This window comes from Sphaerimonospora thailandensis (assembly GCF_016863115.1).
GTDB lineage: Bacteria > Actinomycetota > Actinomycetes > Streptosporangiales > Streptosporangiaceae > Sphaerimonospora > Sphaerimonospora cavernae.
The window spans coordinates 1-14452 of sequence record NZ_BOOG01000047.1 but is presented as its reverse complement, the minus strand read 5'-3'; the positions used below and the strand labels follow the sequence as shown (position 1 = coordinate 14452).

Here is a 14452-nt window from a genome sequence, read left to right as displayed (position 1 = left end):
CGACCGGACCGGATGCCTGCGTGCGTCACTTCCTGCGGACCCGGCAGGCGAAGCATTTGTACGCCTGCTGGCCCGAGAGGTTGTCGTGGAGCCGGTCGTCGATCAGCATGTTCGCCGGCTCGTAACGCGGATCGCCGTAGTCGTCGCCGACCTGTTGGGCCGGGCCGAAGGTGTTGGGCACGAAGACGGTGTCGACGCGGATTCCGCTGTCCAGCAGCGCCGTACCGGTGACAGAACCGCGCGGGCTCTCCACGATCACCGTGTCGCCGTCGGCGATGCCGAGCTCGCGCGCGGTGCTGGGATGGATCTGCACCAGCCGGATCCCGTTCAGGCGCTTACCGGTCGGAGTCCAGTGGGTGACGGAGGCGAAGTGCGCCACGCTCGGCCGGCCGGTCATCCCCATGAGGGGATATTCGGCGTGGACGGCCCCGGAGCCCGGCACGCCGAGACGAACGGGCCTGGTGAGGGCCGCCGGATTGATCGGATTCGGGATGAACCGGTCCTCGTACGCGATGGTGGGGTTCGCGCCCGTCACCTCCGGATGGGTGTAGAAGATCGGCAGGGCATGGTGTCCGCTCGGCGCGAGCCTGCTCTCCAGGCTCGGCGTGGTGATCTCGATTCTGCCGCTGGGGGTAAGGAACCTCTTGCCGTGGTTGGCGGGATCGAGTGACTCGGCGGCGCCGTACCAGCTCGGGTGATCCAGGTACAAGGTGCTGACGCCCGGATGATCGGTCGTGGGGCAGGGCCAACGCAGAGGTTCGGCACGGGACCGAAGCCGGTCGCGAGTCATGCCGCCCATGCCCGGGGTGTTGGCGACGAAGGCGTCCCACAGCTTCGGGTAGCTCTTCCACTCGGCCGGGAAGGCGTCGGTCCAGTAAGAATCGGGGTGGCGCCGGTCGTTGCGGCCCAGGGCGTGGGCCAGATCGATCCAGATCTCGATGTCCGACCGTGATTGGCCGACGCGTTCCACGGCGGCGTCCTGCCAGCGGATGGCCCGGTCGTCGCGACGCATGTAGACGCCCTCGAACTCCAGACCGCTGCAGACAGGCAGGATGATGTCGGCGTAGTACGCGGCCTCTTCCATGAACAGGCCCGTGTACACGTAGAAGTCCAGCTTCGCGAACGCCTCCCGCACCTTGCCGGTGTTGGCCGAGCTGATCAGCGGGTTGCCTTCGGTCATCACGGCCTTGAGACGGTAGGGCCTGCCGGTGAGGATCGACTCCGCGAACGTGTCCGGACCGACCGGCAACGCCGGACCCCGGCTCGGTGTCGCCACCTTCAGCGATGGAAGGTTCAGCCCGCCGGGCCAGGTATTGTGCATGAAATTGCATCCTCCGCCGGGGACGCCGATGTTGCCGGTGACCGCGGCCAGCATCGCGAGCGTACGGTAGGTGTCGAAAGCGCCGAGCTGATGTGAGATGCCCGCGTTGCAGAAGATGGCGGCAGGCCGCCTGGTGGCGTAGTCGACGGCCAGTCGCCGGATCGTCGCGGCGGACACGCCCGTGACGCCCGCGGCCCATTCAGGGGTGTAGCCCTTGGCCTTCAGGTGGTTTCGCAGCTCCTCGAACCCGAGCACCCACCGGTCGACGAAGGCTTTGTCGTGCAACTTCGCGGTGACGATGTGATGCAGCATGCCGAGGGCGAGCGCGAAGTCCGTGTGCGGTTTGGGGGCGATCCATTGATCCGCGTGCGCGGTGGTCGGGGTGCTGCGCGGATCGACGACCACCAGCCGCGCACCGGTACGCTTCCGGTTGCGCAGCAGGTGGGCGAAGGTCACCGGGTGCGTCTCCGCCTGGTTCGTGCCCAGCAGCAGGAGGAACTTCGCCGACCCCAGGTCCTCCTTGCCGGTCGCTCCGTCGACGCCGTAGCCGTTGGTGAAGTTGCCCAGCCCGAAGGTGGCGGCCAGGGCGTTGCCTCCGGCGTCGTTGCAGACAGGGCCGACGTCGGTGTCGTTGGGACTTCCCAGCAGGGCGAAGACTCGGGAGACGAGCGCTCCTGTTCCCCGGGGGAGCCGGCCGGTCGTCCGGTTCGCGATCGCACGCGCCTCCCCGGCGTCTCGCAGCGCGAGCCAGCGGCGAGCGATGATGTTCAGGGCCTCGTCCCACGAAATGGGCTCGAAGCGACTCTTCGGGTCGCCCTTCCGCCCGGAGACGCGGCGCAGGGGCCTGGTGAGCCGCAGGCGGTTGTAGACGAACTCGGTCATCATGGGGGCTTTGACGCACAGGTTGCCGGCCTGTACCGGATCCCGTTGCTCTCCGCGGACTTCGAGGATCCGGCCCAACTTGAGCGTCACCTCGATCCCGCAGTTGCTGTTGCAGAACTGGCAGGCGCTGTGCACCGTACGGTCGGGGCTCAGCGCGGACGAATCCACGTTGAAGTCAGGCATCGACGACTTGTCCGTACCTCCGGCAGCGGGAGGTGCGGCGAATGCCGCCTGAGCCGCGAAGGGAACAAGCCCCGGCGGTCCTCCGGCGGCCACGCCGGCGCTCGCGAGCAGTGCGCCGCGCAGAACTCCGCGCCGGGTGAAGTCCGTGCGTTCTCCGGCCGGTGAGGACTCCTCTTCCAGCATGGCGTCTCTCCCGTCGCAATGGTTCCTCGCATCGACATGGTCACGACATGGTCAGTGCCAGGAGTCCGATGTGCCGCGAACTCAGGGCGTCAGCACCACTCTCGTGTTCGCTTGCGAGCTCTGGGAATGGATCGCGCAGGCAGCAAGGTGCACGGCAGCTTGATGCCATCCGGAACCGCCTCATCAGGTCCGGCGGGAAGGGTCCCCGCCCCGCGGTACGGATCTCGTTGCGACCGTGGCCCCCGTCACAGATGGTCCACTTGATCGGGATCTCACGGTAGTCGAGGGCGTCGAGCATGTCCGTGGTCGCCTTCTTTGTCTGGTTCGCCGCGCAGGTGAAGCTGTAGGGCGAACGGGGGTGACCCCGGCTGGTAGGAGGTCACTCGCCACCCCACCGGCCGGTCGTCGCCGGGCTGTGGCCCCGGACCTCCAGGACCTTGGCGAAGTCCCGCTGGCGATGCCGTAGGCCGTGAACGAGCATCACCTCGCGGGCTCCCACCTCGTCGGCAACGTCGAGGAGCCCGCGCCTGTCCGCGTGCGCGGACAGGCGCATCATCTCGATGCGTGCACGCAGCGGGATGTCCTTCTCCACGCCGTGGTCGTTCATGGATAGGTACGAGGTCTGCTCCTCGACCAGTCTGAGCAGCCTGGCGCCGGGGGACTCCTCGTCCTGATAACCGGAGAGGAACAGCGCACTGCGGGGCTCCGGCAGGATCCGGGCGGCCCATTGAACGGCAGGGCCCCCGGTGAGCATGCCCGATGTCGTGATCACGACGCCGGAGGTGAACAGGTCCAGGTCATCGGGACGTTGCGCGCGGGACACGCCGCCGCCGAGGATGTGCAGAGGAGCCGACCGGTCCGCTGTGATGCGCTCGAACGACGACGTCACATCGGCGGCCATCCCGTCGAGCAGTACGGGCACGTGCGGGAGATGCCTGCGCATGATCATGGCGAGCTCCTGCGCCCGCCCCAGTGCGAAGGCCGGGATGAGCACGCGCCCGCCGGCTGTGTACACCTCCTCGATGGCCCGGACCAGGTCCCTGACGCGGGTCTCCCGGGAGTCGTGGTCCTCCGCACAGCAGGTGGACTCCATGACGAGGAGATCCGCCTCACGTGCCGAGTCCGGGACGGAGTAGCCGTCCACGGTCTCTTGGCGGAAGCCGGAGATATCACCGGTGATGACGACGCGTTGGCCGCCGGCTTGGACGACGACCCCTGCGGCACCGAGGATGTGGCCGGCAGGGAACAGCTCTACGGTGAGGTCGCCGATCCTGCGTACGACGCCGAACGGGACCTCCTCGCAGCGCTGTACGGCCGCCTCGACCGCGTCGCGCCGGTACAGGACCTCGCTGTCCGCGCCCCATCGGCGGTGGAGCCGCTCCCGCTCGCTCATGAGCTTCGCTGAGTCGGCCCACATCCGGGGCATCAACTCGGTTGTCTCCGGGGTGGCCAAGATCCGCAGATCCGGAAGGCGTTCGACCAGAGCGGGGACATAACCGCAGTGGTCAGTGTGGGCGTGCGTGACCACGACGGCATGAACCGCCCCTGCGAGGGCCTGGTCGATGTCGCGCGGCGGGAGCGCCGGATCGCCGGGCCGAAGTCCGGCGTCGACCAGCAGGCGGGTCCCACCTGCCTCGATGAGCATGCAGGAGCCGCCGATCTCGTCGGCGCCTCCCAGAGGGTGAACACGAAGGTGGCGTTCCCCGCTGACGGTTACCCGAGGAGGCGCCGGCACTGGCCGCGAGGGCGTGACAATCGCCTGGAGCGCCGTCGCGAGGGCCTCCGGTGCGATACCGGCCGCCTGGGCCGCGAGAAGAAACGGAGGCTCGGTCCGCTCCTGAGTTTCGGCCCGGAGGTTGCGCGGGTCCCGGGTCTCCGGCCCTCCGTCGGCAGCGTCGGGGACCCGCTGCAGGGCCGCCAGCAGGGTGGACGCCAGAATGCGGGGATCGTGCAGCCGCCGTTGCAAGGCCGCCGCCTGGGTGTCCAGCTCCTCCGCGCGCTTTTCCGCGTCGGCGAGCGCGCCCTTGGCGCTCTGGAGTGCTCTGTGGGCGTGCTCGTGCCGCCCCCTGGCCGTCTCCAGTCTGCCACGAAGATCGTCGATCTTTGCCTGGTGGCGTTTGCGCAGGGTGCGACGAGTGTCGTCCTGCCGGCCCAACCGCTCCGCAAGACGTAGGCCGGCCTGGACGACGTCGTCGTCAGGGGACAGAAGTAGCGTGGCGACGGCCTTCAGGTCCGGCTGGTCGCGGTTGATCCGCAGGTCACGCCGGAGTTTGGAGCGGAGAGCCGGGACCTGGACCAGCGCATCGACGATCATCTGGCGATTTTCGACGGCGAATCGCGCCGCGTCGTGTTCTTCCCCGTTCAGTCCTGGCCGGGAGAGAATCACCTCCGCCGCGGCGCGAAGAATCGGTTGGAGAAGGTCCGTCACCGGGAGAGCCCCATCCGCTGGGTGGCCTTCAGAAGGACGGGTTCCAGCTTCAGCGTCCCATCGTCCTGAGGAACCAGCGCACCGAGGATTCGGAGCACCTCCACAAGGTCCGCGGTGGAGATGAAGCCCTCCTCCTGGAGATTCGCCTCCGAAAGAGGATGGTCGTCACCGTCGTCTCCGATCGATGTGAGGAGGTCGGCGAGCGTTTCGGGGCTCTGGCTCTCCGCGGTGTCGAGGATCTCCACCAGCGTCTGCCACGCGGCACCGAGCGCCGGGCCGGAGAGCACTCCGGACGACCGGACGAACTCCCCCGGAGCCTCTTCCAAATACGTCCGGCATTGCTCCAGGGCGTGTTCAGGGTCGGCGTCGCGAGCGGTGAGCGTCTGGACCACCTTGCTGATCAGTAGTGGCCAGCCTCCGGTGGTGCGCAGCAGCGCGTCCTGGCTCGACCTGTCCTGGAAACCGAGGCCGACCTCGTGCATCCACTGCCGGACAGCGGCCTGGTTGAAGCGCTGGAGCTCGATCAACTCGGCGACGCCGGCCAAGCAGCCGGGGCCGTTGTCTCCCGTCTCGACCCCGCGACCGGCCGAGAGCCACTCCGAGGCATGCTCGGGCGGCACGACCAGGGCGATGGAGCGGGTCCCCTTGGTCGGCGCGGGGATGGCCTTCGCCGCCGTCCGCGCGATGGTGGCCGCCTTCCTGGGTTGCTGACCGCTGAGGTCGACGATCACGGTGTCGTGACCGGAGCTCTGCTCGGCGCGCTGCAGCGCCCCTTGGAGAGTGAGACCGTCCGCTCCGACCCGGAGTGTCCGGGCCTGATTGTGCCGCGACGCGGTCTCCTCCAGGGCGGCGGCCACCCGATCGATCTGCAGGGCCGGGGAGCCGGCGATCAGATGTAACACGTTGCGGTGACCAAGCAGCCGCGTCACCTGGCTGCCGGTCAGGGGGGACCGCTCGCCGTGTTCCTTGTAGACGTCGCGGTAGGACTGCGCATCGAACTCCTCGGGCCGCTCGAACGTCTCGGCCTGCCCGAGCACGGCCTCCACCTCCTCGGCGCCGCCGAGCAGGTTGAGGATATGCGGGGTGCGCAGCCGGTAGCGTTCGCCATCAGCGGCGAGGACGCCGAGGTTGACGCATTCCTCCAGCAGCCCCCGGAATCCGTCGCTGGTTGAGTCCTTGAATCCGTGCGGCCACCATTCCAGGCACTCGGCTCGCAGTTGGCTGGTGGTCAGTTCGCCGGCGGAACTCTCGTCGAGCGCGTGGAACGCAACGGTATAGGCGATGACCTTGTAACGCTTGTCCAGGTTCAGAGTCCATTCGAAGCGGTCACGGAAACCACGCGCGAGCTTGTTGTCCCGCCAGACCGCCTCCACGTCCTCTCGTGTTATCTCGTACGGCAGCGCCATATGCGCTGCCGAGATCCGGCGCAGCCGGGTCAGCAGGGCGTCGGCGAACAGCTGGATGAGGGCCGGAGCGTTGTTCGCCTCCGCGATCACGCGCGCCCCCAGACGGGGGGAGAACCTGAACCCGAGCGCCTCCAGGGGCTTGGTCAGCAGATTGTAGGCGTCCTGCGGGTCGAGCGGGCCGACCGCGATGGGCGTTCCCAGATGGGCGAGAGGCTGGTTGGACAGGCTCTCGAACCGGGCCGTCTGGTGCAGACCAGCGAAGACGACCTTCACGCGCCGGTCCGTCTCGTTCATCAGGTTGCGCAGGGCGATGACGTTACTGAAGGAGGCGTCCCTCGCGTCCGCGTTGAGGAACTCGTCGGCTTCGTCCAGCAGGATCAGCAACTGCCGCGCCGGATCGGCCTCGATCCACTCCTTCACACCCCGGCAGATCCCTTCCGGGCCGGCCGAGGGCGCCGAGAGCTGCGGCAGGACCTCGGCCTGCGTGAGCCGGTCGGCGAGCGTCCGCCACAACGCGGCGACAGATTCGATCTTGCCGATGTTCTGGATCACCTCGGAGATGACCACCCGGTTCGGGTCGGTCTTGCGGAGGTTCCGCTCGGCCTTGCGTAGCAGCGCGGACTTGCCGAGCTGCCGCCCGCCGTAGACGAAGGAGGATCCTGCCCGGCTGGTCACCTCCTGCAACTGGTCCAGGCGCCCGTAGAACATCTCCTCCGGCACGTCCCCGGTGGGCGCGTACGGGTTGGTGGCGGTGAACGGGGCCAGCAGGTTCACCGTTGTGCTCCAGTCCGCGTCGGGCAGACAGGCGAGGTAGCTGATCGCGGCGTCGTCCAGGAACGCAGCGACCGGTGTGGGACGTCTACGGCTCACCGCGGCCAACTGGCGGCGCTGCTCCACGGTGAGCACACCGAAGTAGAGAACGAGGACGGTCTGGTCCGCCGGCTGGTCCTTCAGCCACTCGACGACCTGCTGCGGTCCCGGCGCTCGCCACACCAGCAGGAGCTGGAGCCGGTCACCTGACGGGCTCATCCGGGAGCCGAAGGCCGGCAGTTGCGGATCGACGATCGTGCGCACCTGATCCAGCGTGATCCAGAGCCGGTCCCGTTCCTCCCGGGAGGCCCCCTGCTCGCCCTCCAGGCCGATCACCTGCAGCACCGCGGTGATGGCGGACCTGAGGTTGCCCGCTCCCTTCGGCCCCTGGGACAGAGCGTGCCAGAGACGCAGGCCCTCTCCCGCGACGCTTCGTCGGCTGTGGGGGATGCCGGAGACCGACAGTACGGTCCGGCGCAGGAGAAGGCCCAGTTCGGGCTCGTCGACCTCCTGACCCGTGCGGAGCGCGTCCTTGAGCCGCTGCAGCCACTCTGCCCCTTCCCGAGCCTTCTGCCTGGCCGGCAGCCGGGCGGACATGGTCTCGAAGGCCTGCGGGAAGTGCGGGAAGAACCGTTCCAGATGGTCAACCGTGTCCGATATCTCGGGCAGCCGCTTGCCACTCTCCGCCTGCGCCATGAACTCACGGGCGGTGGTCAGGTCACCCTCCTCGATGTAGGCCCTGATGCGTTCCCGGACGTCGGCGATATCGGCGTTCTCGGCGCTCAGGGCGGCCAGTTCGGCCAGGCCCTTGGTGAGCTGTTCGTCGCGGATGCGGGCGACCTCCCGTTCCAACGCGTTCAGCTCGCGCGTGATCACGTCGAAGTCGTCCCGCTCGTCATTGCCGAGAGCCTGGAGCAATGCGGAGAAGCGGGTGGCGGTCACCTCGGGGAGCACTCCCGCTCGGCGCCACTCCGCGATCCGGTCCTGGACATCGTCGATGCGGTCGTCACGCTCGTGCCGGGCTTCGTTGACCAGCTTCTCCCTGCGCTGGCGGAGCTCGGTGTGGAGCTTGTGGTCCTCCTGCGCCAGGACCGACAGGAGGGCCCGGGTGCCGCGGTGGTCGCCTATCCTGGCGCGTCCCTCGAACGCCGCCCGCCAGTCGCGGTTGCCGGCAGTGCAGAGGGGAAGCAGGTCTTCGAGCGCGGGCCGGGTTCGCGGGATGACGGTGTCGGCGCCGAAGTCGATCACGGGGGACAGGAGCAGGTCACCGTTGAGCAGGTGGGTGAGCAAGGGTTCCGGCTGCGTGAGCGGCTCGCCGTCCAGCAGGCGCAGGGAGTCGTGGACCAGCCGCGAGATCCCGGACGCCGCCGCGGCGACGAGCGGGTCGGAGGAGGTTGCCAAGGCGGTGATCTCGTCCTCGACCTGTGTCCGATGGCTCTGCACAGTCGCGCGGAGTTCGTCCAGGTGCCGGACGACCCAGGAGACACCGGAGTCGTCCGTCTGCAGCGACTCCAGATCGCGTACCGCGGCCACCCAGTCGGCCACGAGGTCGAGAGCCTTCTCGATCTTCTCGATCAGTTTGGCCCTGGCGCCGGAGTGGATGCGGTCGGCCCCTCTGCGAGCCCGGGTCTTGGCCGTCGCGTCGATCAGCCGGCCGATCGCGTCTCCAGTCCGGAGCCTGTCGAGTTCCTGTTCGATCTCGCGCACCATGGACGCGTCGTCGCGGGCTGCGATCGCCAGTAGCCTCCCCGGACCCGACGAGTCATCCTGGATCAGGGTTTTCCAGACATCCGTGGCCAGAGCGTACTTGATCTTCTGGGATGGGCCCTCGTCCAGGAACCTGGCCGCGGTGGCGGAGGCCTGCTCCCGGCTTCCGCCCGCCCGTGAGGCGTCGTGCATCCGCCCCGACAGGCCGGGCACCAGATAGGCCCCGGCCTTCGCCATCCTGCCGAACGCCTCACCGTACGCCATCAGGCCGGGGTACGGCGACAGCACCGGCGACAGTTCGTCAAGCAAGCGGGTCGCCTCCGGGGTCGGGTGAACCAATCCGCTGCGTAGCGCGGCCGCCCAGGCCAGCAACTGACCGGGTGTGTCGTCGCCGAGGGTCTTCACGGTCACGTTCGCTGCGGACTCCGTGAAGGCGGCCGACAGCCGGCCGGCGAACTCGCTCGTCTCCGCGGAGATCGCGGCACACTGTCGCGCGCTCGCCTCCGCGGACGGTCTGCAGGCGGCCTCACGCAGCCACGCCGCCAATCCGAACCGCCCAGCACGGAGCGCGGCCGCCTCGGCCACGGCGGCGTCGCCGGTGAGGCCCACGCCACCGGTGAGCTTCGGGGCGCCGTCGCCCGCCGGGGAGGCGGTCGGCCGGGAGGGTCCCACCCCGGACCTGTCGTCCGCGCCCACCTCGGTCACCTCTGTGCCCGGCGGAGGGACGAACTCCTGCGGGGCGGCCACACGCGCCTTCACCGGACGCGGCAGCTTGTACTCGACCGGCTGTTCGTCCTTGACGGGCTGCGCCATGGTCTCGATGAAGGCGTCCAGGTCGGCGAGCTCATCCAGGCCGGTGTGCTGGTTCACGTCCACCGGAACGGGTGGAGTCTCCGCGGCGGATGGCGAGGAGGGCGCCTGCGGCTCGTCCGTCGCAGGAGCGACACCCCCCTCGTCATCCTCTGTCGGGTCTTCGTCCGTCGAGCCCCCACCTGTGGAGCCCTCAGCGGGCACGCCGTCCGATGGGGTAGTTGCGCTGTCGCCGTCGTTCTCCGAAGGCATCCCGTCGCTCAACGGAGCAGGCAGGGTCGCGTCGACATCATCGGGAACCGTCAGCCAACCTCGAACCGCTGCCGCGCCCAGCTTCCGCCATTCGGCGGGGGCCTCCTGGCGGAACCGTTCCTGCAGCTCGTCGGTCCTGTCCAGGGCGTCGGGATCGTCGGCCAGGCTGATGAGTTCCGCCAGGAACTCCAGAACAGGGCTCTCTGTCCTGGCGGCCTCGCGGACCTCCTGGAGAAGGTCTTCAAGATTCGACGGGCCGTTGACGTGGGCCAGGGCGAGGATCCTTCTGCGCCGGGAGTCCTCGGTCTCGAGTCGGGTGATTTCGTGCTGGAGCGTCTCGGCGGTCGTGCCGGAAAGTGCGAAGCCGCGCACGGCCTCAAGCCTGTTTCGGAGCCCGTCGAATTCGCGGACGCCCCGCAGGATCGCCTCGACATCCTCATCAAGAGGCCGTCCGGCATCGGCGAACGCCTGCCGTACCCGCTCGGCGGAGGTCGCCGCGTTCCCAAGCGTCCGACGCAGAAGGTCGAGTTCCGCCCCAAGGGCCGCGGGAGAGGGCTGCTGATCGTCCTCAACGGGCTCGCGGGTGACCGAGGTCATCTCTTCCTCTCCAGCATGAGACTCATTGGAGTGGGATGCCTGGAGCGATCCAGTGGCCGGATTGGACAGGGCGGCCTCCCGGAGTTCGGAGAACGTGATCGGCTGCTCCGGGAGCAGGGGATGGCCGATGCGGAGCTCTCGCCAGGCGGAGCGGACCGCGTCCGCCGTGACGGGACTCATACGCTCAGCACAGCCCACGAGCAGACCGAGCGCCACCGTCGAGAGTGGCAGGTCGTGCCGGTAGACGTCGGCGAGGACGAGGTCGACCATGCTCTCGGTGAGGTCCTTGGCGGTGGTCATCATTGCGGCGAGCGCAGGGGCGTTGGAGAGGACGTCGACGGCCTGACCAGGGTGGAGCAGGCGGGCGCACTCGTCCGCGGAGAGCTCGTCGTGGTTCTCAAAGCCAAAAAGGAAGGGCGAGCTCAGAGCACAGGCAAGGGAGGCCCGCAGCTTCCCGTCGTTCCCCTGGAGGATGCGGGTGAGACCGGTGGCCGCCGACCGGGACATTGACCTGACGTCGCCGAGCTTGGCATGCCTCAGGACCCTTCTGCGGACCGGCGACGGATAGTGACGGACCGCCATCAGGTCGTCCGAGGCCACCCGGGCCGCCACATCCGTCATGATCAGGCCGACGTGTTCGTACGCGGCCAGGGCGCTGACGTCACCCAGAGGTGCCGGGTGCCGGTCATGCGGGCCCTTCCCGATGCAGAGTTGGCGCACCGTATCCCCCTTCTACCTTCGTGGATTGCGAATCGTCCATGGACAGCGAAACGTCGATCGGTGCCGCCGAATCCAGGCGAAGAGCGATTGGGGCGGGGACTACAGTGGAAAATGACCGGTCTCGCTGAGGGTCGGCGCGCTGGATAGTCGGTGACGAACAGACCATACTCTGCCAGAACCTGATTGCCAACAGTGAATCGGATTCACAGGGCAACCTGCTCTAATAGTATATATACTCGGAGTAAAGGTGCAGGAACGCTCAAGTATCGCTTGGCAGGCATGGGCTTCTACCGTGTAACCGGTGCACCCGGTCACCCCGCCGCCGCGATGGAGCCCGGTTTGTTCAGGATGCCGAGCTGGAGGTCGCGGCAGGTTGCCCGCGCATCTGGTAGATGTCCGCGTCCTGATGTGCGGACTGCAGGACGCAGCGGCCGCCACTGCCCGCGAGGGCCTCGCGCAGGGCGATGGTGACGAAGTCTCCGGTCTCGATGGCCCACGAACGCTATTCGGCCGCCGTACCGGTGATCGCATCGAGCACGACCTCCAGGGCTCCGGCCATGATCTGGCCGGGTGTCATCGGGGCGCCCGGAGCGATGCCCGGGAAGATCCGTGGCGACCGGGTCCAGTCGGAGAAGCCCTTGAGGCTGCCGTACCTGCGGATCCAGGCCTGCATGGCGATGGCCTCGTTCCACTGTTTGTAGGTGTAGGCCATCGTGTTGGCCAAGGTGCTGGGGGCGCGGAGCTGGTACTGCAGCAGCCGTTTCGCAAGGAGCCCAAGCCCCATGTGACTGAGACAGGCGATGCGGCGATCAGGGCGGAGGTACGAGCTGGGAACAGTGACGAGACGGCCGAAGTCGGCGACGTGAGAAAGGCGCACCTCTTGCCCGTCGCTGAGGACAGGCAGATCGAGCAGGGCGAACTTGTCCTTCGCTCCAGTGCGATCACGCCCGAAGCTGCCGTAGGAGTCAACTGCGGTAACTGGCGCCACAGTCAGCCGCTTGCGGAGGTTGTCACCCTGATAGCACTGGCATGGGTGCGGAACAACCATGACGAGTGACTCGACGACATCGAACTCGGCTCGGCCGGGAGGGGGAGGGGTCGAGGGCATGATCGGGAATGGCACACCTCGAAATACATCGCCCTGGAAGATCGGCCGGTCGATCTCGCAGGCAGATCCGCGGCACAGGTAGAGCTGCTCAGCTTCGAGCCAGTTGGTGTCCTCCACTGCAGAGGTGGGGGGATTCATGGACGATTAGAGCCTTCCGCCCGGTTCTGTGGCCGCGTCTGGAGACTGGTAGGGGCTCCAGGGCTCGTCCTCCGCATCGTCGTTCGGGAGATCCTCAGGATCGGGGGCCGAGAGTGCCACGATTACGCCCCCGACCACAGGCTCCGGATCGGACAGCTGGATGATGGCACAATGGAGCTGTTCCCACTGGCGTGTTTTCAGAAGCTCCACAGGGGTTGGACCGCCGGCGACCGGCTGATGGAGCCATGCCCGCGCCTCCACATCCCCCAACCGCCGGGTCAGATCGGCCATCAAGGTGTGGAGGTACCGTAGCTGGCCGTGACGCAGATCGCTGATAGCATGCCCGCTAGCCCAGCGCGAATACTGCTCCCGGGTCACGCCGAGGACGCTGCCGAGGACCTTGGCACCTAGGCCAGTCATGTCGCGAAGCTCACGGGCGAGACGTGCGTGGGCCGGGTCGTCGGGCAGTCGGGCCGACTCACTGGGCAGATTCTCAACAATCGGCTCAGCCGGAGTGGACGGGCGACATTCCTCAATCTCCAGGACCGGTCCCGCGATGGCCAGCCTCAACGCTCCCGCCGTGCCCAGCAGGGTGGCCCAATGGAGAAGCGCAGTGGGACTCTCCGCATGGCGCAGTGCCTGGAACAGGTCATCCAGGATCGCGGAGTCGAGTCCGGCTGAGTGGCAGCGCACAACGAGCCTGACAGCTTCTCCTTCAGAGTAGGTCCCCAGCGGGAAGGCGATGGAGAATCGCCGATCAATCGACTCGGCGGCGCCCCTCGTGTCTGTCGTGGGAGCCTGCATGCCCCCGGACGTGAAGCTGACCACAGTGCCTCCCTAATGGTCGTAAGCTCGGCGTCAAGACACCAGCTGCTTCCGGTGCGTCTCTGGAACGCACCAGCAGAAGCAACGGTATCCCGCGTCGTTCATCCGGTCGAAGTAGTTGAGGGTCTCCTCAAGCGAGAAGGGGGCGGCGTTGCCGTCGACGCAGTCGATGTCGATCAGGTAGGAGCCGAACTGCTCAGCGCTCATTCCATGGCGCAGCAACAGCTGGGCCGGCCCATCCGTTGCGATCGCCTGGCTCAGGGTGGTTGTGAGGTTCGGCAGCCACCCCGGATCGGAGGCGGGGCCCAGTAGCTCGGGCCTGACACGGTCGATAAACGTGCCGTCGGCATCGGCCGCGAGATGGTTGATGTAACGGAGCCCGATGCGCTCACGAACCCTGAGGTGCACGGAGTCGTTTACCGCGGTCAGCGCGGCTTCGACTCGCTCCCGAAGTGCGGCCCACGACGTGTAGGCGGAGGTCTCCACTGTCACATGGTCGGGGCCGATCACTGCCGACCAGGACTGGGACAGGTCGGTGAGACGATGCTGGAGCCGGGTGGCAGTTGTCACACCTGACGAGGTCATCGTCAGAACCTGCTCCTGTTCCTGCAGCAGGCGCGGATAGCTCTCCACGAGGGCTTCGTGCACGGGAGCGATCCCCTCAGGAGTTCCCAGCGCGAGCTGCTGGGCGAAACGCACCTGGGCGAGGACTTGCTGGACAGGAGCATGCCGCAGGGTGACGGCCTCGGCGTAGGGCAGGAAATCAAACACGGAGAGCTCCCAGGCAGACTCAGATCACAGGCTACATCACACTACAGGGCTGTGTAATGATCAATATGCCGGGGTGGTCACAATGCCGTTGTGGCGAGAGACCAGCATCTGCACGCGCTCCTCGGCTGCGTCAAGCGTGGCGCGTTCGGCTGACGGCGTCACGTTACAGGGGCGTGTCCCCAGTCCCGGCGAGCTGCTGGGCCAGGGCCGTTATCTCGGCGAGCAGGCCGGCCAGGTGGCTGGTCGAGTTCGAGGGCGTGCTGGTGGATGGTGATGTCGGCGTGCCGTATGCGGTGGGCGGTGTGCGCGCC

Annotated in this window: 7 protein-coding genes; 1 reads left to right on the top strand and 6 read right to left on the bottom strand. The window is 67.7% G+C overall.

Going from position 1 to position 14452, the window contains the following annotated elements:
* Positions 1–25 precede the first annotated feature (25 nt).
* From Mth01_RS22315 to Mth01_RS22300, 4 genes are all read right to left on the bottom strand, one after another.
* Entirely contained in the window at positions 26–2569 is a 2544-nt protein-coding gene (locus Mth01_RS22315) for a molybdopterin-containing oxidoreductase family protein (protein ID WP_204017875.1), read from the bottom strand.
* 379 nt (positions 2570–2948) lie between these two features.
* Complete coding sequence (locus tag Mth01_RS22310) at positions 2949–4883, bottom strand: MBL fold metallo-hydrolase (RefSeq protein WP_204017874.1); 1935 nt, start codon at positions 4881–4883, stop codon at positions 2949–2951.
* Positions 4884–4993: 110 nt separating this feature from the next.
* Positions 4994–11299 (bottom strand): hypothetical protein, encoded by a 6306-nt coding sequence (locus Mth01_RS22305; protein WP_204017873.1) that lies wholly within the window; start codon positions 11297–11299, stop codon positions 4994–4996.
* Positions 11300–11801: 502 nt separating this feature from the next.
* Positions 11802–12083, bottom strand: coding sequence for a hypothetical protein (locus Mth01_RS22300; RefSeq protein ID WP_204017872.1), 282 nt, complete (start codon positions 12081–12083; stop codon positions 11802–11804).
* Here Mth01_RS22300 and Mth01_RS22295 point away from each other — a divergent pair, their 5' ends adjacent.
* On the top strand, positions 12084–12356 hold the full coding sequence (locus tag Mth01_RS22295; RefSeq protein WP_204017871.1) for a hypothetical protein: 273 nt from the start codon (positions 12084–12086) through the stop codon (positions 12354–12356).
* 195 nt (positions 12357–12551) lie between these two features.
* Here the strand turns inward: Mth01_RS22295 and Mth01_RS22290 are convergent, their stop codons facing one another.
* Both Mth01_RS22290 and Mth01_RS22285 read right to left on the bottom strand, forming a co-directional pair.
* A complete protein-coding gene (locus tag Mth01_RS22290; protein WP_204017870.1) occupies positions 12552–13373 on the bottom strand; it encodes a hypothetical protein in 822 nt (273 codons plus the stop codon).
* A 30-nt stretch (positions 13374–13403) separates the two neighbouring features.
* Entirely contained in the window at positions 13404–14141 is a 738-nt protein-coding gene (locus tag Mth01_RS22285) for a TIGR04255 family protein (protein WP_204017869.1), read from the bottom strand.
* Between the last annotated feature and the right edge of the window lie 311 nt (positions 14142–14452).